Source organism: Candidatus Cloacimonadota bacterium (assembly GCA_019429305.1).
Classification (GTDB): domain Bacteria; phylum Cloacimonadota; class Cloacimonadia; order Cloacimonadales; family JAJBBL01; genus JAHYIR01.
Window position 1 is genome coordinate 100,731 of the sequence record JAHYIR010000005.1, and the last position, 23,201, is coordinate 123,931.

A 23,201-nucleotide genomic window follows, 5' to 3' on the forward strand; every position below is an offset into this window, starting at 1 on the left:
AGCTTCAGGAGATCCATTATGTTAAGTTCTAAAAAGCCCTCTATTAAGTTATTTTTTTTTATATCAATAATCTTGGTACTATGTATTAGTTCCTTCACCAATCTTGAAGCTACAACAGTAACTATTGGTTCGGGAACCGACACTAATACTAACTGGGGAGTTGCTCCGGTTAATATTAGTTACAGGAGCTTACGAACCCAGACCATCTATACGGCATCAGAATTAAACACCGCTGGGATGATGGGCCAAAATGTCATTACTGCTCTCGCCTATTATGTGACTGATGCTCCTGCCTATTCATTACCGGATTTTAGGATCAGAATGAGGCATACATCAGCAATTGATGGAACGGAGCATATCGAAGGACCATATCAGGAGGTATATTTTAACTCTTCTTATATGCCTACTGCCGGTGGGTGGAACGTTATTGAATTATCAACAGCATTCGTCTGGAATGGGGTTGATAATATCCTCGTTGACACAGCATTTGGTTATCTTTGGTCTACAACTGCTTCAGGAAGGCAAAGGATATATTCTCAGACAAACGGTATGCGATATGCCGGATCGAGTTTTGGTGATCAGACGAATGAGGAAACGAATGCAGTCGTTAATTACAAACCTCAGATACAGTTTACTTATCATCCTCTGGTACTCCCTGTACCGCAAAATCTTACAGCTATACCGGGGAGTATGGTCATCTATCTTAATTGGGAAGAGCCGGAGGTAACGAACAGGGAGCGAGTATTTCAATTAATAGGTTATAATATATATAGAGAACAGACTATGATCAATCTCAATCCAATCGAAATCACCGAATACGCAGACTATGATGTCCTGAATGATGTAACATATGAATATTATGTAACGGCACTCTATGTCGAGGGTGAATCTGAACCATCAAATATTGTCGAGGTTATTCCCGAGCCACTCCCTGTACCGCAGAATTTGACAGCAACGAGTGGGAACGGAGAGATCGGGTTGGCTTGGGTTCCTCCTGATTATGAGGATAATACCGGTCGAGATCGTAATCTTATTCTTCTGGGGTATAATGTATATCGTGACTGGGTTCTGATCAATTCTGAATTGGTATTAGAAACAACATATAACGACACAGATCTAGTTATCGGCGCATCATACCTCTATTTTGTCACGGCGGTATACAATGTTGATGAATCCTTTTATTCTAACCCTGTACAGGTTACAGCGCTCGGAGGGCTTTATAACCTGTCGGTTGCTATCTCTCCCGATAATACCGGCTCGGTATCAGGTGATACGGGTGAGATATATGCGGGGCAATCGATAACCTTCGAGGCGATTCCCGAGGCAGGGTATGATTTGATCAACTGGACATATACACCCGATCCACGTAATTCGGTCAGAGAGGTTTTCAGCACGGATAACCCCCTGACCTTTACAATGCCGGAGAACGACCTGCATCTGGTGGCTAATTTCGGTTCTACCTCAGGCTTTGCAGGCGGGTTTGGAACAGCAGAGAGACCGTGGGAGATAGTAAACAGAATCCATCTCAATCTTGTCAGGAATCATCTCGGTCCTTCTCACGGTGATAAACATTTCAGATTAATGAATAACATCTGGTTTTATATGCCACCCTATCAGGATGAAAACTGGGAACCGTTCGGCTTCTATGATATCATAGCACCGGTTGCTTTTGAAGGTACTTTCGATGGTGGCTCGAATACGATTTATTATTTATGGATAGATCGTCCAAACCAGAATTTCATCGGTCTTTTCGGTTATGTGAAAAATGCCACGATCGTCGACCTGAATCTCTCCGATGCTCTTGTAACCAGTGGTGATTATGGAATTGGTACTTTATTCGGAACTATTGAAGATTCGGAGATAATTAACTGCCACGTGCAGGGTGAGGTTTCGGGATCTTATACAGCAATAGGTGGTCTTGCTGGTTCTCTTCTGGGAGGAACGATAACAGGTTGCAGCGCCAATGTGACAGTGAATGGACATTATGATACCGGAGGGCTGATCGGAGAGATCAATAGTCAGGGCAAGGTCTCGGAAAGCCATAGTTTAGGGAGTGTTTACGGATATGGCACTGTTGGAGGATTAGCCGGCTTTTCTCTCGGGGTGCTAGAATCTAGTTATTCCGAAAGTAATGTAACCGCTTCTGCCGGTAATACGGGGGGATTAGCCGGTGTTTCTGCCGGTATGATCACACAATGCTATGCTACGGGAGTTATTAGTGCTCAGGGTAATAATGTAGGTGGTCTCGTCGGGTACTCCACAGGGAACATATATAGTAGTTTTGCGACCGGTAACGTTACGGCAACAGTGAATAACGGTTTTCACGTCGGGGGTTTAGTTGGTAGTCAATATCACGCTACCGGGGCAAGATTTATCATCAACAGTCATTCGACCGGTACTGTGAACGGATATGCTTATGCAGGCGGGTTAGTTGGTAAACTGGAAAACGGGCAGGTATTAAGCAGTTATTCGTCATCATCTGTCTCGGGTTCATTATGGCTCGGTGGTCTTGTAGGCTTGATGGAGAATGGGGTCATCGAGAGAAGCTATGCCCTGGGTAATATCCCTACTGCCGGCGGTCTCAAAAAGGGTGGTCTCGTTGGTGAAATGATCGATAGTGAGATCAGTAATAGTTATGCCAGGGGTAATATCAACGGTTCGCCGGAGTTAGGTGGGCTGATAGGTGTACAGGATGGCGGGTCTGTTACTAACTCCTACTCCACCGGGACACTCCCGTACAGTACTACGGGTATAGGTGGTCTGATAGGTGCTATCGATAATGATGGTATCGTAAATAGCAGTTATTGGGATACTGAAGCCTCGAATATAGATCAATCGGCAGGTGGTGTGGGGCGTAGTACTTCGGATATGACGCAGCCGTACAATTTCGACACGACCTTTGTTAACTGGGATTTTATAAATATCTGGCAGGCGGATCTCAATTATGATATAAATAACGGCTACCCCTATTTGAACTGGCAGGGGGGCTATTTTCAATATAATCCCCCGCTTAACCTGATAGCCGAGGCGGGTGACGGTGTGGTCGATCTCTTCTGGGATCCGCCCGAGTATGATGAGTGGCGTCGCGAAATTGACTTGATATTTGATAATGCAGGATCACGCAGTTTCTTGGGTTATAATGTATATCGTAACAATAACCTTATCAATCAGGATTATATAGCCGACTCAGAATATACGGATGAAACTGTGATCAATGGAACTACATACTATTATTATGTTACTGTTGTTTATTCTGCCTTTGAATCACTCCCCTCAAACACTGATTATGCAACCCCGCAGGTAACAACTTACACGATATCTATGGATATCAATCCTCCCGGTGCGGGGACAGTCACCGGGTACGAGTCAGAATATGAGGCGGGAGAAGAAGTAACCCTGGAGGGTTTTCCCGGAACAGGGTGGCAGTTTATCAGCTGGACTTATCAGGAAGAACCCGAAGATATTAGAGAATTATTCAGCACCGATAATCCGGTTATTTTCGTCATGCCCGCTCATGATCTCGATTTGGTAGCAAACTTTGAGGAGTACGATTATTTCTCCGGGGGAGACGGTTCAGAAGCCAATCCGTGGGAGATAAGAACACCAGAAGAGTTAAACGCTATGAGGCATTACACGAGCGAGATCTATACAGACAAGCATTTCATACTGATGGCAGATATCGATCTTAACCTCTATCCCTACAACGAGGGGGCAGGTTGGGAACCGATAGGTAACTTTAACAATAACAATACTCAAAATGCCTTTTGGGGTCATTTCGACGGTAATAGCCATACTATTAGTAATCTATACATAAATCGTCCGACTACCAATGATGTAGGTCTATTAGGTAGAGTAAGAGATTCCAATATTTCAAATCTATCACTAGTCAATGTCTCTGTTACTGGCAATAATCGTACAGGTGGACTTATCGGGAATGCTCAGGGGACGGGTTATGGTATCACCAATTGTTATGTTAACGGTTCAGTAACAGGCAATCAGAGGACTGGTGGCGTAATAGGTTCAGCTTCAGAGATAGACATTCTTGATTGCCGATTTTGGGGTATGGTTACAGGAGATGATAACTATATCGGTGGTCTAGGTGGATATCTTGCGATTGGCGGTATAATAGATAACTCTTTCAGTATAGTTATCGTATCAGGTATAGAGTATGTGGGTGGTCTTATCGGCCTCAAATCATCAGGGGCGATCAATAATTGCTATGCTTCGGGTTCAGTTAATGGAGTTAGCCGAACAGGTGGATTAGTTGGTCGATTCAGTTCAACTACAATCTCTAACAGCTATTCAAATGCTACTGTTGCTGGTGATTTTTATATTGGTGGTTTTGCCGGATCAAGAGCTAACAGCAGTCTTGTAAACTGTTATGCGATAGGGTACGTAGATGCTCCGGAAGTTTTTTCCGGTGGTCTTATAGGGGTTATAGATGGTACTGGAGGTACGATAACCAGTAGTTACTGGAATTTCGAGACCACTGGATTAACCGGTAATGCAGGTGATGGTTTTGGGCGTACTACAGATGAGATGACTCATCCCTATGCAGATAATACTTATGTCGGTTGGGATTTAACTGATATATGGGTTAGCGATGAAAGCTATCAGATCAATCAGGGCTATCCGTATCTTTTCTGGCAGGATGATTCACAGAATCTGACCCGACCGCTCAATTTATCAGGAAATTCATCTTATGGGGAGGTTAATTTATCATGGAGTGCTCCGGATAATATAAGCAGAGTGTCATTAGAGAATCTTCGTGAGAATCCGGTCCTTCTTGGATACAATGTCTATAGAGACTGGTTACAGATCAACGATGAGATAGTCGAGAATGAATTATTCAGTGATCCTGATGTGCTACCTGGCGATAATTATCTCTATTTCGTAACCGCAGTTTATGATCAGGGGGAATCTAATCCATCCAATCTTTATGAGATCAGGGCTCTCGGTGATCCTGTTAATCTCACTGTAATTGCTCAACCAGGTTTTGCTGGTAGTGTAGCAGGTTATGAAGGTGATTTATTTGTCGGACAGGAGGTAACCTTAGAGGCGATACCTAATTATGGCTACCAGTTCCTAAACTGGAGTTTTGTAGAAGCTCTGAGATTAGAAACCGAGTCGACGAGAGAGATATTCAGCACCGATAACCCGGTCACTTTCCTCATGCCTGAAGAGGATCTCAACCTAATTGCCTATTTCGGAGATACCTCCGGTTTTTCTGGCGGTTTCGGAACGTCAGAGAGCCCCTGGGAGATAAGGAACAGGACAGAACTCGATCTGGTCAGGAATTATCTCGGACCGGCACACGGCGACAAGCATTTCAAATTGATGAACGATCTTTGGTTTTCATCCCCACCATATCATACCTTGTGGGAATCTATCGGATATTATGATATCATTGCTCCGGTTGCTTTTGAAGGCACTTTTGATGGAGGAGGGTATCTAATAACCAACTTGATAATTGAGAGTCCCTATGATAGTTATGTTGGGCTTTTCGGATATGTAAAAAATGCCTTTATCTTTGACCTGAATCTCTCTAATGCCAATGTTACAGGGGGCAATTACGGGGTTGGTGTTCTATTCGGAACGATCGAAGATTCGGAGATAGTTAACTGCCACGTACAGGGTGAGGTATCAGGATCGTATACAGCGATAGGGGGTCTTGCCGGATCTCTTCTGAGTGGAACTATAACAGGGTGCACGACCGATGTGACGGTGGATGGGCATTATGATACCGGTGGTCTTGTAGGGATGATCTATGGGCAGGGTAGAGTTTCGGAGAGTAACAGTTCCGGAATGGTATCAGGATATAGCAGTGTCGGGGGTTTAGCCGGATTCTCTCTTGGGGTGCTTGAATCGAGTCATTCCTCTTCTGGTATCTCTGCAACGAATGGTTTAGCAGGGGGGCTTGTCGGTCAGTCTGTCGGCCTGATTAGCCAATGCTATGCAACAGGAGCGGTTCAAGGAGAGGGTAATAGCTTTGGTGGTTTAGTCGGGGGCTCTGGCGGTAATATCTATAACAGTTATGCAACGGGCAACGTGTCGACACTATATAACAACTGGTATGTAGGAGGGTTAATTGGTAATCAATACAATGACACAATAGTTATCAATTGCTATGCGACTGGTGTAGTGAACGGAGATATGAATACAGGCGGTCTGATTGGCAGATTATCAACAGGAGAGGTTACCAACTCATATTCCATCTCTACAGTAACAGGAGAATATGGTGTTGGTGGTCTTGTTGGACATCTTGAAAACGGAAGGATAGAGAGATGTTATGCTCTGGGCTCACTGAATGTTTTAGAAGGACTTCGTAAAGGTGGTCTTGTTGGTATAATGACCGATAGTCAGGTCAGTAACAGCTATGCCAGAGTGCCGGTAAACGGATTTCCACCCTTAGGTGGACTGATAGGATTTCAGGATGGCGGATCTCTGACTAACTCATATTCCACAGGGAGTCTACCATATAGTGTAGAAGGTATTGGTGGTCTAATAGGTGAAATTGATAATGATGGAATTGTTAACTATAGCTATTGGGATATTGACTCCTCTGACATTGATGTATCTGCAGGTGGTGAAGGGCGCAGTACTTCGGAGATGATCTATCCTTACGCTCTCAATACATATCAGGGATGGGATTTTGCTGATATATGGCTTGTCGATACAGAGGGGAACAATGACGGATATCCATACCTCATTTGGCAGGAGGGGTTGGATTATCCACCCCCTCTTAACCTGGTTGCCCTTCCCGGTGACGGTTTTGTAGATCTCAGCTGGGAGGTGCCTGTTGTTAGAGAACTGAGCCAAACTGATGTTTTATCAGATATGAATCAGAGGAATTTCCTCGGTTACAATATATATCGTAACAATGTCGTCATTAATCAGGATATAGTTACTGAGACGCAATATACCGATTATACGGTAGTTAACGGGACAATATATCGCTATTACATCACAGCAATTTATACGACAGGGGAATCAATACCCTCGAATATTGAACTTACTACTCCGGAGGCTACTACATATATAGTATCGGTAGATATTAATCCTGCAGGTGCAGGGAGCGTTACCGGTAGCGATTTAGAGTATGAAGAGGGTGTATCTGTAACACTGGAAGCTTTCCCCGGTACGGGTTGGCAGTTTACCAATTGGACTTATCAGGAAGCCCCCGAAGATATGAGGGAAATGTTCAGCACCGATAATCCAGTTATATTCTCTATGCCGGCTAACGATCTCTATCTGACCGCAAACTTCGAAGAGCATAACTATTTTTCGGGAGGTGACGGCTCGGCAGATAATCCCTGGGAGATAAGAACGACAGACGAGTTAAATTCCATCAGGCATTATATAGGACAGATCTATGCAGACCAACATTTCATCTTGATGGCGGATATCGATCTTAATGTCAATCCCTATAACGAAGGGGGAGGATGGGAACCGATAGGAAACTATAACAACAATAACATCCAAAACCTGTTTTACGGGCATCTAGATGGTAATGATCATCATATAAGTAACCTTTATATCAACCGTCCATCAACCGATGATGTAGGCCTTTTCGGTAGGGTACGAGATTCTCACATCAGAAATATCTCAATCTCGAATTCACAAGTAACAGGACGGAATAATACAGGCTCACTTATCGGGAATTATTCCGGGTTAGATTATGGTGAAGTGGCAAATGTCTATGGAACTGGATTAGTTTCGGGTAATGAAAATACAGGCGGCTTGATTGGCAGAGCTTATCGTTGCTATCTCAATGACAGCTCTTTCTGGGGCTCTGTTGCCGGTAGTAGTTACACCGGAGGTTTAGTCGGTTATGCACTCTCTGCTCAGATAAACGGCTGTTACGCTGCCGGTTATGTCGAGGCGGATAACAGACTTGGCGGTCTGGTCGGTGTATTGGGAGGCGGCACGCTTCAGGAGAGCTATGCTCTTGCCGAAGTCAGCGGAGAATATTATGGCGGCGGTTTAGTTGGGGTCAGAAGTAACGGCACTATAACAAGATGCTATGCTATTGGAAACGTTGTAGTTCCAGAACCATCAGGAGGTGGTCTTGTAGGCTCTGTCGAAGGCTCAACAGGGGGTGTGAATGACAGCTATTGGAATATTGAGACTTCCGGACAGACTATATCAGCGGGAGGTACAGGAAAAAACACGGAAGATATGACCTATCCCTATGATATTCAAACTTATGTGGGATGGGACTTCAGTGAGGTTTGGCAGGCTGATGAGACTTATATCATCAATAATGGTTATCCTTATCTGAACTGGCAGGATAATATTGATCTGTTTACACGACCTGCCGATCTTGTAGCAATTACTGCCAACGGGACAGTATCGCTATCCTGGGACAGTTATCTCCCTCCAGCAAGACGATCAGGAGCAGATGACCGTAATGATCCGGTCTTTATTGGATATAATGTTTACCGTAACTGGAGTCAGATCAATATTGAGATTATTACCGAAGCGGTATATACTGATGAAGAGGTAGCGATTGGCAACCTTTATCATTATTTCGTTACAGCAGTTTATGACCAGGGCGAATCTTTACCATCCAACCTGATACAGATCAGAGCTTTGGGAGAATCTGTTTATCTGACTGTATCTGCAAATCCAGATTTTGCCGGGAATATTGTAGGTGAAACTGAAAATATCCGAGCAGGTCAACTGGTCTCGCTTGAAGCGCTTCCGCAAGGTAATGCCGTTTTCGTGAACTGGACCGCTTCAGGTAATTTGAGAACATTGAATCATAACACGAGGGAGATTTTCAGCAACGATAATCCCCTGCTCTTTTTAATGCCCGAGAATGATCTGCATCTGACAGCCAATTTCAGAGATGACACCGGTTTTGCTGCCGGTTTCGGAATGGAAGAATATCCCTGGGAAATCACTAATATTACTCAACTGAATCTTGTCAGGGAATACATAGGTCCTCAGCATAGTGACAAACACTTCAGAGTAATGAATAACCTCTGGTTCTTTGAACCTCCCCATCACGAAAACTGGGAACCGATAGGTTTTTATGATTTGCTTGCACCCTCCGGTTTTCAGGGCTACTTTGACGGGAACAACTATACTATTCATAATCTTTATGTTAATATAAACGATCCCACGATCAGTTCAATCGGGCTTTTCGGCTATCTGGAAAATGCCACGGTAAAAGACCTGTCTATCGTAAATGCTTCCATATCGGGGTATTATAATATCGCCGGCACGCTTGCCGGAATAGCAGATAACTCAACTATCGTGAATTGTCACGTACAGGGTGTTATATCAACGATTGAGCGTGCAGCTGGCGGTCTGATAGGTAGCGTTGTTACGGGTACGATAACAGGTAGTTCGAGCATTGTTAATGTAACGGGGGATGATGATGTTGGCGGTTTGATCGGTATGCTCTATGCCGGTGGCTCTGTTACCGATAGTTATTCTAATGGAACGGTTTCCGGATACTCTTATGTGGGTGGTCTTATCGGTCATTCTCTCGGCGCTGTCTCTTCAAGTTATTCCGAGGCTCAGATATGGGCAGATAACGGTGGTGCAGGGGGGCTAATAGGGGAATCAGCCGGAAATATAAATGAATGCTATGCTACGGGTGACGTGTCGGGAGAGGGTAGCGGTTTCGGTGGTTTAGTCGGTAACTCGGGGAGCAATATATTTGATAGTTATGCCACGGGCAATGTTACTGCTACGGAAAATGATGGTTGGTATGTAGGTGGTCTTGTCGGTTATCAATACTATGAAAGAGAGGTAGTTAACTGTCACGCTTCAGGTTCAGTTACAGGCTATAGTTACACAGGTGGTTTAATAGGAAGATTAAGCTCAAGCCATATTCTAAACAGTCATTCAACATCATCAGCAACCGGTCTCTTTGCCGTCGGCGGTTTGGTTGGTCGATCCTATTCCGCGCATATCGAGAAGAGTTATGCACTAGGAACCATAATGAATTATGGTGGTACACGCAGTGGTGGTCTTGTCGGAATGATGGAGGGTGGCGAGATCAACGATTGCTATGCCAGAGGAACTGTTGAAGGAACTTGGGAAACAGGTGGACTTGTAGGATGGATAGATGAAGGAACTGTAGCAAATTCTTATGCTACTGGAGCTCTTGAAGGTTTTTCAGATACTGTTGGCGGATTGATAGGCTTTATAGATAACGAGGGGTTAATATTTAACAGCTATTGGGATATGGATACTACGACAAAAACTCAATCTGCTGGAGGAGAGGGTAGAACCACCTCCGAGATGACCTATCCCTATGCTGCTAACACCTATCAAAATTGGGATTTCGAATCCGTCTGGGGTGAAGATGTCAATCATCAGATCAACAACGGATATCCGTATCTCATAATAGATGAACCACCCATGGAGCTTGATCCTCCTTATGATGTAACGATCGGGATATCAGACGGAATGATAATTCTTAGTTGGAGTGAAGTCGAAGGTGCAAACGGCTATATCATCGAAGCTTCATGGACTCCTTATGGAGATTATAATGATATCAGTTCCAGCGGAACCTTTACTTACGAAGCGGGAATATACTATTGGTCTATTGCTATGTCTGAACCATATCTTTTCTTCCGGATCAGATCTTCAATGCAAAGAATAATACCTCAGGAGTCAGAGTTTTAGCTAATATAAGCTAGCAAACTATTTATAAGAAGTAACAACAGGTCGGTTTATCAGTGTAGAAATTACCGATCTTTGGATAGGTCAAGGTTCTTTTTGTATAGTTATTCGAAAGATATTCTACGCTAATTTCTTATTCATAACGAAAAAGATGGGCAATACAATATAAAGAAAATTATTCTGAAAAAAAGAGAACTTACATCCCCCGGTAATTGGTTTTCATAGTGCAAGATAGTTTTACCGGTACTTGTTATGACAGCGTGTAAATGTGTAATTTTTTATATGACATCACCTTTCGAAAACAAGTATCTTTTTATGAAAAGTAGTAGTACATTTGCCATTCAAGAGAAACCTCTATCCCCTTTTTGTCATGCCGAGCAAAGTCAAGGTATCTTATCGCTCAGGTTGGTAAAGCAAAAATAATTTTGCTTTTTAATGAGAGACGGTTTTGAGATCTCTCCATTTCGAAAGATTCACTATCATGCCTCTTTCTCCAGTCGAGATGAGAATAGTGAGTTGCTGTTTAAAACAGAGGAATGATAGGAACAAAGAAAAGACTTGACGAAAAGGATTTATATGAAAGAATAACTTCGAGTTTTCAATTTTAACATTTATTAGAAATCAATCAGACAAAACCTTGGAGTAGAAATGAATAATGCACGGATAGAAGAGCTTAGAGAGCAGGTGTTTAGTATCTGTCAGAAACTGACTAGTTTACGACCACCGATAGATCTGAAGTCCAAGAAAGCAGACGAGACCTTACGTTACTGGTTACCGGAGATATCTTGGAAAGAAATCGAACTATTTAAAAAAGAGTATATCTCTCAATCAGAATCTGCTTCAGGCAAAGAGGCTTAAATATATCAACCCTCAGGTTGATCAATAATAGGATAAACTAGTGGAGTTTTCCGAAAGATTACTCTATCACATTTGGGATGCTCAGCATCTGGTAAAGAATCCCGAAACAGTTAGCGGGAAGAGAATCCAGATCATGTTCCCGGGACAATGGAATACAGACAGAGGACCGGACTTTCGCAATGTAATCTTAGAAATTGAGGGCAAAGTGTTGAGAGGAGATGCCGAGATCCATCTCCAAACTTATGATTGGATAGCCCATCACCATAATGAAGATGTAAATTATAATAGTGTAGTTCTGCACATAGTTTATGAGCATAACGGTCAATATCCTCAAACAATAACAGAAGATGGTAATCAGGTTGAAATACTGGAGTTAAAACACTATTTAGACGAAGATATAACCAAACTGATCAAAAGATATGATGACTCTTATGATCACCATCAAGATTTTTGCAGTTTCTTTGCCGGATTAGATGAACAGATCACCCCTCTTGTTTTGTCGAAATTGGGTACTTTACGAATGGAAAAGAAGATCAAGAGATATGCTGCCGAACTCTATTTCTCTGATTTTAATCAGCTTATCTATCAGGGTATAATGGAAGCGGCAGGTTACAATAAAAACAGCTACAATTTCTTACAATTGGCAATACAATTTCCCTACGTAGATCTACTGAACTGGTATAAGCAAGGAATGACGAATAATGATCTGGTTGCTATCTGGATATGGGGTTCAGGTCTGGAGAGACACATACCCAATGTAGTTGACAATGAGAAAAAGGAATTGTGGAAAAGGCACTTTGAGCAGCAAGAGTTTTCGAACAAGATGATTGATCTGCAGTGGAACCTGTTCAGGATCAGACCTGCAAACCATCCGGTTATTCGTCTTCTGCAAGTTGCTGGAGTAATCTACAAGAGTTTAAGCGATTCATTAATAAACTGCTTTGTTAATATCTTTGCTACCACCAGCAATGCGGATGTAATTAAAGAGATCAGAAACAATATGCATAAGCTGTTTGATAATGATACTTTACCGAAGTATTATCGTATCGGACAGAATCGTCTTGATATTATTCTCATTAATGTGCTGATCCCTATACTGATCCTCTTTGGCGAGAAGATGGGCTATCAAAAGCTGAAATCAAAGGGTTGGGAAATATATCAAAGTTATTCGGGGCTTCCTTCTAATTATATAGAACAATTAGTCGGCAAAAAGTATCTTAATATTCCGCAACAAAAACTGATCGGTAAGAAAGCTGTATATCAACAGGGTATACTCAAGATCTATAACGATTTTTGTAGATATCATAATTGTGAGTTTTGTGAGACCTATAAGAAGAATCTTATTCTCAGCATGTAGTATAGTGTTTGTCCTTTTCATAATAACTATAGACAAAAAGTTTGCTATTAGGTAATTGGGGGTATCTTAACTTTATAAGGTATAATAATGATCAAGAAAGGGAATCAGGACATTACCAAGGTATCATCAACTCACCGTAAAAAGATCATTGAAATGATCGCCCGTTTCTACATTATATTATTGAAATCTGATGTAGAGATCAACCCCTTTGAAATAAACATGTTCTATTCTCTATTAGAGAATCTCTTTACAGATGAAAATATTTCTTGGGAAGAACAGATCAGCCAGTTATCAGATGCACAATTAGATATGGATGAGGTTACCAGCTATCTCAATCGGAATCTAATAACTCTCGATAAGATAAGACTACTGTTAAGTTTGATGATTTTGGCAAATGCCGATAATGAGTTTACAGTTGCCGAAGTAACTAAGATCCTTGATATAGCCAAGAAGTTCAATGTTGATACTGATAACTTCCTTGAATTAATGGAAGCAATAGAAAAGGATAGTCAGGAATTAGTTTCAATCGGGGGATTTCGCTATATAGGGCATACCAGCAGAGCTATTTTCCGTGATTATCTTCTTATTGGTACTGGTGAAAGTAGCCACATTCGTTTTCAGGATAAAAAGCTGGCAGCAAATGAATTGCTTATGATGGTCATAGATGATTATATCTTTATTGGAACAAGCAATAATTCTACTAGTTACCTTAACGGTAAATTACTACTACCTAACCGATTGTATTTTTTTCCATCCGGTGGTGTATTGATGGTCGGTAATTTACAATTTAATTATCGGCATTTGCAAAAGATATTCAGAACCCGCAAGATCTATGATGTCATAGATTTCAAAAAACGGGATTATGATTTTAAGCTCATAAACGACCATAATTCTTATTCTATTATTGTTTACAGTGGCACTGTATTTCGTAATGGTAGGGAACTCCCCATTAATCGTGAGATTCATCTCAAATTTGATGACACTCTCCAGATTAAAGGTTATCAACCCTTCACGATGCTAAACGTCATAGAAGAGCGGGAAAATATTGGTACCGAAGTTCTTTATCCCGAAAAACTTTTTGTAAACCTCCATAATAATTACCTTACTGCAACTCAGGAAGAGACTCCTCACTCAGTAGTAACGATGGGTGTCGAAAACAATGAGATCTTTATCGAAACAGTCAAAAAGGGTTGGGAACTCTTTTTGAATAATCAACCGGTAACAGAGAAGACCAAATATCATCTGAACCGTGATATACTAACGCTAAGTAAAACAGAATATAGCCAAAAGGATAGCAAAGAAAGATCATTACTGATGTTTCGTTGGCAACAGGGCTTGTTTCGAGAACAGTTTATTATCAACAACTATTTCGATATTGTGGTCATACCTTTTGAAATAGAACAGATCAGGGCTATTGATATCAAGCATTATTTCAAGGATGGAACACTGGCACTGGATGGTATTTCTCTGACTGCCCAAAAGGGAGAAATAATAGCCATAATGGGTAAAAGCGGTAGTGGAAAATCAACTCTCTTGAAATCGATCAGTGCTGATATAGTTCCTCGTTATGGACGTGTGTTAATAAATAATGACGACCTATACGATAATCTCTACTTCTACGCTCAGCATATAGGATATGTACCGCAGGAAGATCTTCTATTCCCTAATTTAACGGTCTATGAGAATTTGTTTTACCGCGGTAAATTAATACTTCCCGGTATTTTAAAAGATATTTTGGATAGAAAAGTTATCGGTATTCTGACCCAAATGAATCTTGTTCATCGTCGCAATACAAAAGTTGGAGAGATCAATGAGAGTTTACTGAGCGGAGGGGAACGAAAACGGCTGAATATTGCTCTAGAGTTGTTATTTGAACCGACTCTCATTATCTGCGACGAACCAACGACCGGTCTCTCTTCTACTGACTCTGAACAAATCGTTGATATTCTAAAGAATTATTCTGATCAGGGGAAGATCGTCATAATCACGATACACCAACCGAACCCCAACATATTTGAAAAAATAAACAAGGTCTTAGTAATGGATATGGGGGGTAAACCAGTCTATTTTGGAGATTGTGACGAAGTATTTTCCTATTTTGATCATGAGGTAGAGCAAATTGAATATAGGCGAGAAGAGATAGAGAAGAAACGAAATCAGAGAATGCCCGATTTTTTTCAGGACATCATTGATTATCCTCAATATAATGAGAGTAATGAGAAGATTTATGAGCAGATAGACCAGACGCTCATTCCCCGTCGCAAATTCTCACCAAATTATTGGCGTGATAAATACAAACGTAAGCAGTTATTTGAATTGATCAGTTTTGAAACAGAGCAAAAGAAGAACATCAAGACCAAGAAAGAGATCTCTCGCAAGAAGATGCCTCTTACAGGGCATCTCTCTCAATTTATGACCTATCTGAAGAGAAATGTCCTGATGAAGCTACGCAACAGAACGAATCTCTTCATTACTTTTGCCGAAGCTCCCCTTTTAGGAATAATAATTGCCTTTATCCTGCGAATTTCTTTGGAGGGTGAAGGATATAACTATCATCATAATGCCAATATAGCCGTGTATCTTTTTGTTTCGCTCATCGTCTTTATCTTTCTTGGGCTCTCCAACAGCATTGAAGAGATCATGGGGGAGAGAAAGACTATCCAACGGGAAAAGGTGCTCAATCTTAAGCTTAGTTACTTTCTTACCTCAAAAATAATCGCCTTAGCGATCTTTACTCTCGTTCAGGTTATTCTTTATTATCTAGTCAGTAGTGTTATTCTGCAACTTCCCGGTCTGATTTTTATCAATATTGTCTATTTTTTCTTTGCTGGTTTGATAGGATATTCACTCGGATTATTGATCTCTTCATTTATCAACAATCGTAAGGCAATAATAAATGTCTTGCCCTTGATCCTGATCCCGCAGATCATCTTTGGAGGAGCCATAATTCTTTATGAAAATATGAATCCGCAACTGACGGTCAGAAAATCCAGTACTATCCCTGAGGTAGTACAATTTATCCCATCCAGATGGTTATTCGAAGGTTTAGTTACTGCTCAGTCAAGGTTGAACAGCTATAATTACAACATCCAGCGTCAGGATAGAAAAAGGTTGACATTAGTAGAGAAGATTAGAAATAATAAAATCAATGATGAAGAATATATTAGGTCTTTAGACGATTTGAGCAGAAAGAAGGCAGAGATTGCCCGTAAATATCCTAAAGAACAACATACAAATTACAATATCGAATTGATAGTCAATTTTATGGATGGAAGATTTCTCAATAGCGGTAAGAATGTCTTTCTATCCAGTTGGAAAAAGGTAGGTGAACAGAGATTTGTAACCTATTATTTCAATCTGCTCATCCTCTTTTTCTATACGATAGTAATTAATTTTGCTACCTTAGTGAAATTGAAGTATTTTTTTAAGGAACGATAATAAAAACTCTTAGATGAATAAGGAGGAGTTATGTTAACAAGAAAAGCAACAATTTATGGAGCTATATTTCTGCTTTTATTAAGCATGGGTACGCTCAATGCTCAGCAAAGTTTAGCTCGAGAAGAAGTGAGAGGACCAGACTTTTACTTTGCCCCGCTACCATCATTCAATGCTATGTTTTCTGCTATTGATTATCTTGAGATAAAGGATTATGATCTGGCTCTGGAGAAAGAGATTTTTAAAGTAGAAGAAGAGACCTTTCGAGTAGCATTTGCTTTAGGAGTTATCACTGCGGATGCGATATTAGCAACTAAAGGAAGGAACAAGGATATGCTGAACGAAATAGCCGTCCAGATGATAAATTATGCCAAGTTTATCGGTTTGAGTGAAGAAATACTCAAACTCGCTGATGAACTCCAACACATGATCAGAAGGGATCAATGGGATGAGTTAATGGAATCTTTGGAAAAATACAAAGAACAGGTTGAACTCTCATTATACGAGACCAGACAATATGATCTCTTCACAATGATGCAACTTGGTGGCTGGACGCAAGGTCTTAATCGTACAACTTATCTTCTGATGAATTCTTATCAGGAAGATAAAACAGGCATCATTGATCAAAAGGGGATTATTAACTCTTTGATCAATAATATGAGAAATATTAGAAGTGATTATCTCAGAGAGATGGATTTCTATCACAGCACTGTTGAGCTATATGAGCAGATCAGAAAGCATATCTATGCTTTTGAGGATGTTTACCCTCCGGAAGTCATAGCAGAACTCCATGAAATAACGGAAAAGGTCAAAGTAAGCTTTCGTTGATACTATCGTAGTGAAATAATTAACAATAGTTAAGTTAAACAGGGCAGTATAAAACTGCCCTGTTTTATGTTTATATTCTAATTCCTTCTCCTTGCGGAAGATTCACTTCTTATGGTCGGCATAGTATCACTCGAAGCGACTATGCGGTAGAACTTTTTTATCTGACTGACCGGTTCAGAATATTCCTCTATATCAACGACAGCGATTTCTGATCCCCAATCTTCTGCATAAGGATTATCGGAACCGTAGATCTTATAAGAATTGGCACCTGTTACCACATCCCATTCCAGATAGATATAACCCTCTGTAATAGAGATGATCACATTCTCCGGGGGCAACAATCCATCCGGAGGTTTTTCAGCAAAAATAGTAAATGAGTAAGTAGCCACGGGAGCAGTTCTCGGTAAAGTTTCCAACCTGCCCGACTCATCGGCTGCCTGGATATAATAGTGTACTACCGTCTCCGGCTCTTGCATCGGGATAACAGCTGATAACTAATCCTGTCCGATTGTTGTCATAAGAATACTTTGCCAGTCAGAGTCTTCTGTTTTCCAGAATACCCTCAACTGATCCATTATCAGCGGTTCATTACTGTGTGCTCTGATCTCAGCAGTGATAACTATATCCTCGTTATTTGGAATATCCTGATCTAACGGTCTGTGGGAAATCCGTAACATGTGACGGTCAAAAATTCCCATTGTACGACAGTGCAAAGCGTCATAGCTATACCAGGCAGTCCATTGGAAACCAATGATCTCATAACCGGGCATAGCATCCTGATAGGTCTGCAATGCGGCGGCATCATCAGCTATCCCGAACAGAGGTACCAGAACCTTGTTATTGAGGATCAAAGAATTTGTATAGGCAGCTGTATGATTGCCATCATAGCTCCCGGAATCGATACGGACGATACTGTAAGGTCTGCCGAAGCAGTTCTCCATAGCAGCGAATTCAGAAGCGACTAATTCAATCCTGTTAAAATCAGGATGCCAATTTGGAACACGTTTGATCAGAACAGTCTCCTCATCGAGTAGCTTGGCGACGCAATCGATATGCTGAATTCCCTAAGCTTCAAAATTACTGACTATCTGATAATTATCTACTCCGGTATTATCTTCGACAATGGAGAAGAAAACCGGGGGTGGATATTCAGGATTGTTTTCATCGATCATCTGACGAGTAGAAAAGGCAGAACCGTAACCGTCGGTCATGACGTTACCTCCGGTAAAATAGACCGGCATCTGATACAAGGGGGCATTGAAGAAACTTGCCAGTTGAGCATTTACCGCATTATCGAGAGAATACCTCTCCCTTAGTGCCGGTACCCAAGGGTAGCCATCGAAGAAGAAATCGACTATGCTCCATTCACCGTTACCGTCGAAAATTGATACGGGTCCCCAGTCCCTTGTCCAATGCGAATTTGTCGGCGCATGAATAAAGACAACATGGTCCATGTTGACATTCCAGCTGTTGAATGTGTTGGTAGCAGAATTCTGGGCAGAATTATTGGCTACCAGTACATAGAGGGTATCATCGGCAGCAAGTTCGTAAACGAGACCGGAGGGGATACCAAGGGGCCAACGGATAAGGGTACCCGCTGCAGGTTCCCATTCTGCGACCATTCTTACCGGGGGTAAAGGTTGAGAGATAATGTTTACCGTCAGGGATAAGATCAAAATCATAAAAAAAAATCTCATGTTTCAAAACCTACACTTTAATCTATTTTCAGATAGCAAGAGATAATGTTAAATAAGTGTCAAGAAATTAATTTTGATGGGTGAGATAATAAATAAGAATATCAATTTGAGACGGCGAATATTAGATGTAGTTATCAATGATCGATCAACGATTGGGTGATTCATACAATCGAACAATATTCCGGATCATTAGATAAAGATCTTAGAGAGCTCAGATTTTTGAAACACGACAAATTATGGGCATTCTATTGGAAGTACGGGAGTCAGCAAAAACTGACTCCCATCTTCCCTAATGGTAAACAATAATAATTTGCTTCAAAAAGCCATTATACTTACTTGCTTGTTCTAAAATTCTATTGATTATTCTGACGCTCTTCTTCTCAGCTCATCACTTTCTCCCCTTGTTGGGGCTATGTCAGTTGAAGCGACTATGCGGTAGAACTTACGTGTCTGACTGACCGGTTCAGAATATTCCGGTAAGCCCACAACCGCGATCTCTGATCCCCAGTTATCCAGATAAGGATCATCAGAACCATATATCTTGTAGGAATTGGCACCTATAACCTCATCCCATTCCAGATAAAGAGTACCACCAGTGATCCAGATCAAGACATTAGTAGGCTGCAACAGTTCACCTGTTTCATCTATTCCCAGATAGTATCCGGGAAGCAGATTGTAATTAGCACTGGTTGCCTCATCACCGGTAATGATCCCGAAAACAGATCCCTGGAGGATATAATTCGCAGAGGATGGTGCATTGCTCGATGCTGAACCACTCGATAGTGCGTGTGCCTTCAGGATAAAATTCTCACTGGATGGATTATTTGCCTTTAAAGTTATTGAGAACATAACAAGTAGGGCAAATATCATTAGGTTTCTGATTATTTTTTTCATCTTTTTACTCCTTTAAGACTTATCTGTTTTCTAATACATCGATTCTCTGCAGTAACTCTTCGATCTGCTGCTGTTGGGTTTCAATTACTACCTGCTGATCCTGGACTGCTTTCAGGAGTGGTGTTATGAGAGCTGAATAGGAGACGGTCTCCGGAAGCCCTTCATCGTTATAGCTGACGAATTCTGGTCTGATGTTCTCCACCTCTTCGGCGATCAACCCATATTGCATTATCTTAGCTTCATCTGCTTTATTGGTGAAGTTAACAGGTCTGAGTTGATAGAGCCACTGCACGCTATCCATATCTCTGATATTATCTTTATACCTTCTTGAAGATGAGACATAACCGATCTTTCCCTGATTATCTACATAAACATCACGGTTGGTAGTGCCTACTGCTCCGTTATATGCTCCATCACAATAAAAAGAAGTAACCGCAGTGTCTCCTAATCTAACCTGATTGCTGGCATTAACAATGATCCTGGCACCGTAACCAATGGCAGTCACATTAGTAAGACCGCTAAAATTGGATCCGGCATCATATCCTATGTAAGTTCCGCCAGTAGTGTTTGACCCGATATTACCAGAACCATAGCCAATTGCAGTATTATAAGAACCTGTGGTATTTGCATTTAGAGCATTATTGCCATAAGCGGTATTTGCAAATCCTGAAGTATTTACTGTTAAAGCCTGGTATCCATAGGCAGTGTTGCCCGCACCTGAATTATTATTCCTTAGAGCTTGATATCCTGTTGCAGTGTTTTGATTTCCACCAGTATTAGCAGATAAAGCTTGATAACCAATGGCCAAATTATTAGAACCAGTAGAATTCATGGAGAGTGCGGATTGCCCTATTGCTATATTACCACTTCCTGATTGATTATTATAAAGAGAGGCTGGTCCAATAGCTATGTTATTATTACCTGACTGATTTAACCACATCGCCAGGTTGCCTATCGAGATATTATCATTCCCTGTTGTATTTGACCACAATGCTTGATTACCTATAGCTACGTTTTTATCCCCCTCAGTATTTGAATATAGTGTTTGATTTCCTATAGCTGCATTTCCATAACCTGTTGTATTTGCTTGAAGTGCTGCATAACCGATTACTGAATTACTATACCCTGTTGTGATAGAACTCAAAGACTGGTAACCAACAGCAATATTAGTATCTATTGCTCCGGCTCCTCTACCGATTGTATGACCATTGATGATGGCATCTCCGTTAACAACCTCCAATTTAGCAGTTGGAGAGTTAGTTCCAATTCCTAAATTACCTTCACTGATAATCGTATTGGTAGCACCAGAGATCTGGAAAGTATTTGCCGGAACATCGGGACCGTTTGTATCATTTAGGTTTATAGCAAAGGAATAGTTACCTATAGCTCTGGAAAGACTACCCATTGCGGTTGAATTTTCACCGCTGGCAAATGTGGCATCACCGATTGCCGTAGAAGAATAACCTTGTGCTGACGAACCAAATCCCATAGCCGTAGAACTGTATCCGGTTGCTGAACTGGAACCAATAGCAGTAGCATAATCTCCTGATGCTACCGACATATACCCCAATGCTGTTGAGTATTCTCCCTCTGCTCTTGAAGCATTTCCGAACGCTGTCGAAGAATATTCACTTGCTTCGGTATTATAACCCATAGCAACAGAGTAAGTTCCAATATTGGCATCATCCCATTGCGTACCTGATACAGTACCGGCTCTGAAAGCCGATTTACGCGGATAGAAGAACATACGGGTACCACTATCAGATACAGATATCGTAGGATCTGTTCCCAATGTACCGATTGAGAGGAAGTTACCTTTACTGATTATCGTATTGTTAGCCCCTGAGATCTGGAAAGTGTTTGCTGGCACTTCGGGACCTAAAGTGCTGCTCAGGTTAACTGCAAACGAGGAGTTGCCCACTGCTCTGGATGACCTTCCCATTGCTGTGGAATAGTCTCCGCTGGCTATTGTTTGTGACCCCATCGCTGTGGAATAGCTTCCACCGGCTACAGTATAGTTACCCATTGCTGTAGAGAATAGTCCGTTTGCCTCTGAAAAGTTTCCCATCGCTGTCGATCTGTTTCCTTCAGCTATTGTAGAAACACCCATTGCTGTAGCGTAGGAACCGCTTGCTGTAGTACTACTTCCCAATGCTATAGAATAATCTCCACTTGCTGTATTAGCATTACCCAAAGCTGTTGATCTAGTTCCGCTGGCTATAGTATTTAATCCCATGGCTGTAGAGTAATCTCCGATACTGACGTCATTCCATTGTGAACTCGTCACTCTACCTGCTCGAAATGCTCCCTTTCTCGGATAGAAGAACATCCTTGTTCCTGCATTGGCGACATTTAATTCAGGACTAATGGCAAATGTTCCGGTTGATAAAAAATTAGCTCCCTCAATGTGCATTTTCTCGAGGGGAGAGCTTGTTCCGATTCCGACATCACCATCACTGATGATGGTTTTTAAAGCACCCGATATCTGGAAGGTATGGTCAGGGACTTCAGGTCCTACTTCGGTATCTAAATTTATAGCGTAAGAATAGTTACCGGTAGCTCTGGAAAATACCCCCATTGCTGTGGACACTGCTCCGCTTGCTACTGTCTCAAATCCCGTTGTCATGGAATAAAAGCCGCTTGCTTCTGTTCCTTGTCCCATAGCCACTGAGCACTCTCCACTTGCTATTGTATTTTCTCCTATTGCTGTTGATGCATATCCCTCGGCAGATGTAAATGATCCCATAGCTGTTGAATATGTTCCTTCTGCTAAAGTTTGAAACCCCATAGCAGTAGAGCGTTCTCCGGAAGCTACAGTAGAACTTCCCATAGCCGTGGAAGCAGTACCGCTGGCAGTTGTCAGATCTCCGATCGCTGTTGAGCGCATTCCACTGGCAGTAGTCCCAATACCCATGGCAACCGCATTTGTATTGTTTGCTACTGTGGCTTGTCCTAAAGATAATGAGAATGCCCCACTCGCTTCAGCAATATACCCTACAGCCATAGAGTACTCACCGATGTTGGCGTCATCCCATTCCACACCACCTGCCCATCCAGCTCTAAAAGCAGATTTACGCGGATTGAAAAACATTTTAGTTCCACCACCAAGATTTATTACCGGACTACCACCATGAGAGCCGGTTACTAAAAAATTAGCATCATTAACGTGTAGTCGAGCCCAAGGGTTCCCTGTCCCGATACCAACATTACCTGTTCTACTGATCACTCCGGTAGTATTGGCATCTCCGCTCCAGGTAGGGTCTGTTTCTGTCATGGCAGCCAGTTCTTCCCAACTACCGACACCTTGGTTATCAGAGGTTAACACTTTTCCTGCAGCCGGTGAAACCACCCCTGATACGGATCAAACCGTCTATATCGAGATTGTGAGATGGGTAAGTAGTACCAATACCGACATAGCCGCTTCTTCCTATATCTACTATTTCATTAGCAGAACCGCTCCATGTGGGATCTGTCTCCACTGAACTCAAAGA

11 protein-coding genes are annotated in these 23,201 nt (G+C 41.7%); 5 read left to right on the forward strand and 6 right to left on the reverse strand.

Annotation, left to right across the window (positions count from 1 at the left end):
• The first annotated feature begins 18 nt into the window (after window positions 1-18).
• The 5 genes from K0B81_04065 (at window position 19) to K0B81_04085 (ending at window position 17,119) form a co-directional block, all read left to right on the forward strand.
• Entirely contained in the window at window positions 19-10,644 is a 10,626-nt protein-coding gene (locus K0B81_04065) for a hypothetical protein (GenBank protein ID MBW6515779.1), read from the forward strand.
• Window positions 10,645-11,289: 645 nt separating this feature from the next.
• Window positions 11,290-11,499 carry a hypothetical protein gene (locus tag K0B81_04070; protein MBW6515780.1) on the forward strand — a complete coding sequence of 70 codons (210 nt, stop codon included), beginning with the start codon at window positions 11,290-11,292 and terminating at the stop codon, window positions 11,497-11,499.
• Between the two features lie 40 nt (window positions 11,500-11,539).
• Entirely contained in the window at window positions 11,540-12,856 is a 1,317-nt protein-coding gene (locus K0B81_04075; protein MBW6515781.1) for a DUF2851 family protein, read from the forward strand.
• A gap of 87 nt (window positions 12,857-12,943) precedes the next feature.
• Window positions 12,944-16,294: an ATP-binding cassette domain-containing protein gene (locus K0B81_04080; protein ID MBW6515782.1), complete on the forward strand. Its 3,351-nt coding sequence runs from the start codon at window positions 12,944-12,946 to the stop codon at window positions 16,292-16,294.
• A 30-nt stretch (window positions 16,295-16,324) separates the two neighbouring features.
• Entirely contained in the window at window positions 16,325-17,119 is a 795-nt protein-coding gene (locus K0B81_04085; protein MBW6515783.1) for a hypothetical protein, read from the forward strand.
• A 77-nt stretch (window positions 17,120-17,196) separates the two neighbouring features.
• On the opposite strand, the gene K0B81_04090 is transcribed toward K0B81_04085, so the two are convergent.
• The 6 genes from K0B81_04090 to K0B81_04115 all read right to left on the reverse strand — a co-directional run.
• Complete coding sequence (locus K0B81_04090) at window positions 17,197-17,595, reverse strand: hypothetical protein (GenBank protein ID MBW6515784.1); 399 nt, start codon at window positions 17,593-17,595, stop codon at window positions 17,197-17,199.
• An 18-nt stretch (window positions 17,596-17,613) separates the two neighbouring features.
• Entirely contained in the window at window positions 17,614-18,180 is a 567-nt protein-coding gene (locus K0B81_04095; GenBank protein MBW6515785.1) for an agmatine deiminase family protein, read from the reverse strand.
• A gap of 3 nt (window positions 18,181-18,183) precedes the next feature.
• Window positions 18,184-18,816: an agmatine deiminase family protein gene (locus K0B81_04100; GenBank protein MBW6515786.1), complete on the reverse strand. Its 633-nt coding sequence runs from the start codon at window positions 18,814-18,816 to the stop codon at window positions 18,184-18,186.
• Between the two features lie 360 nt (window positions 18,817-19,176).
• Window positions 19,177-19,710, reverse strand: coding sequence for a hypothetical protein (locus K0B81_04105; protein MBW6515787.1), 534 nt, complete (start codon window positions 19,708-19,710; stop codon window positions 19,177-19,179).
• 19 nt (window positions 19,711-19,729) lie between these two features.
• Window positions 19,730-23,035: a tail fiber domain-containing protein gene (locus tag K0B81_04110; GenBank protein MBW6515788.1), complete on the reverse strand. Its 3,306-nt coding sequence runs from the start codon at window positions 23,033-23,035 to the stop codon at window positions 19,730-19,732.
• Window positions 23,022-23,201, reverse strand: a 180-nt coding sequence (locus tag K0B81_04115) for a hypothetical protein (protein MBW6515789.1), incomplete at its 5' end; no start/stop codon positions are given. The genes K0B81_04115 and K0B81_04110, both read right to left, overlap by 14 nt.

Coding starts and splice junctions, on each gene's coding strand:
- K0B81_04065 (MBW6515779.1), top strand. CDS start 19: ATGTTAAGTTCTAAAAAGCCCTCTATTAAGTTATTTTTTTTTATATCA.
- K0B81_04070 (MBW6515780.1), top strand. CDS start 11,290: ATGAATAATGCACGGATAGAAGAGCTTAGAGAGCAGGTGTTTAGTATC.
- K0B81_04080 (MBW6515782.1), top strand. CDS start 12,944: ATGATCAAGAAAGGGAATCAGGACATTACCAAGGTATCATCAACTCAC.
- K0B81_04085 (MBW6515783.1), top strand. CDS start 16,325: ATGTTAACAAGAAAAGCAACAATTTATGGAGCTATATTTCTGCTTTTA.
- K0B81_04090 (MBW6515784.1), bottom strand. CDS start 17,595: ATGCAAGAGCCGGAGACGGTAGTACACTATTATATCCAGGCAGCCGAT.
- K0B81_04100 (MBW6515786.1), bottom strand. CDS start 18,816: ATGAGATTTTTTTTTATGATTTTGATCTTATCCCTGACGGTAAACATT.
- K0B81_04105 (MBW6515787.1), bottom strand. CDS start 19,710: ATGAAAAAAATAATCAGAAACCTAATGATATTTGCCCTACTTGTTATG.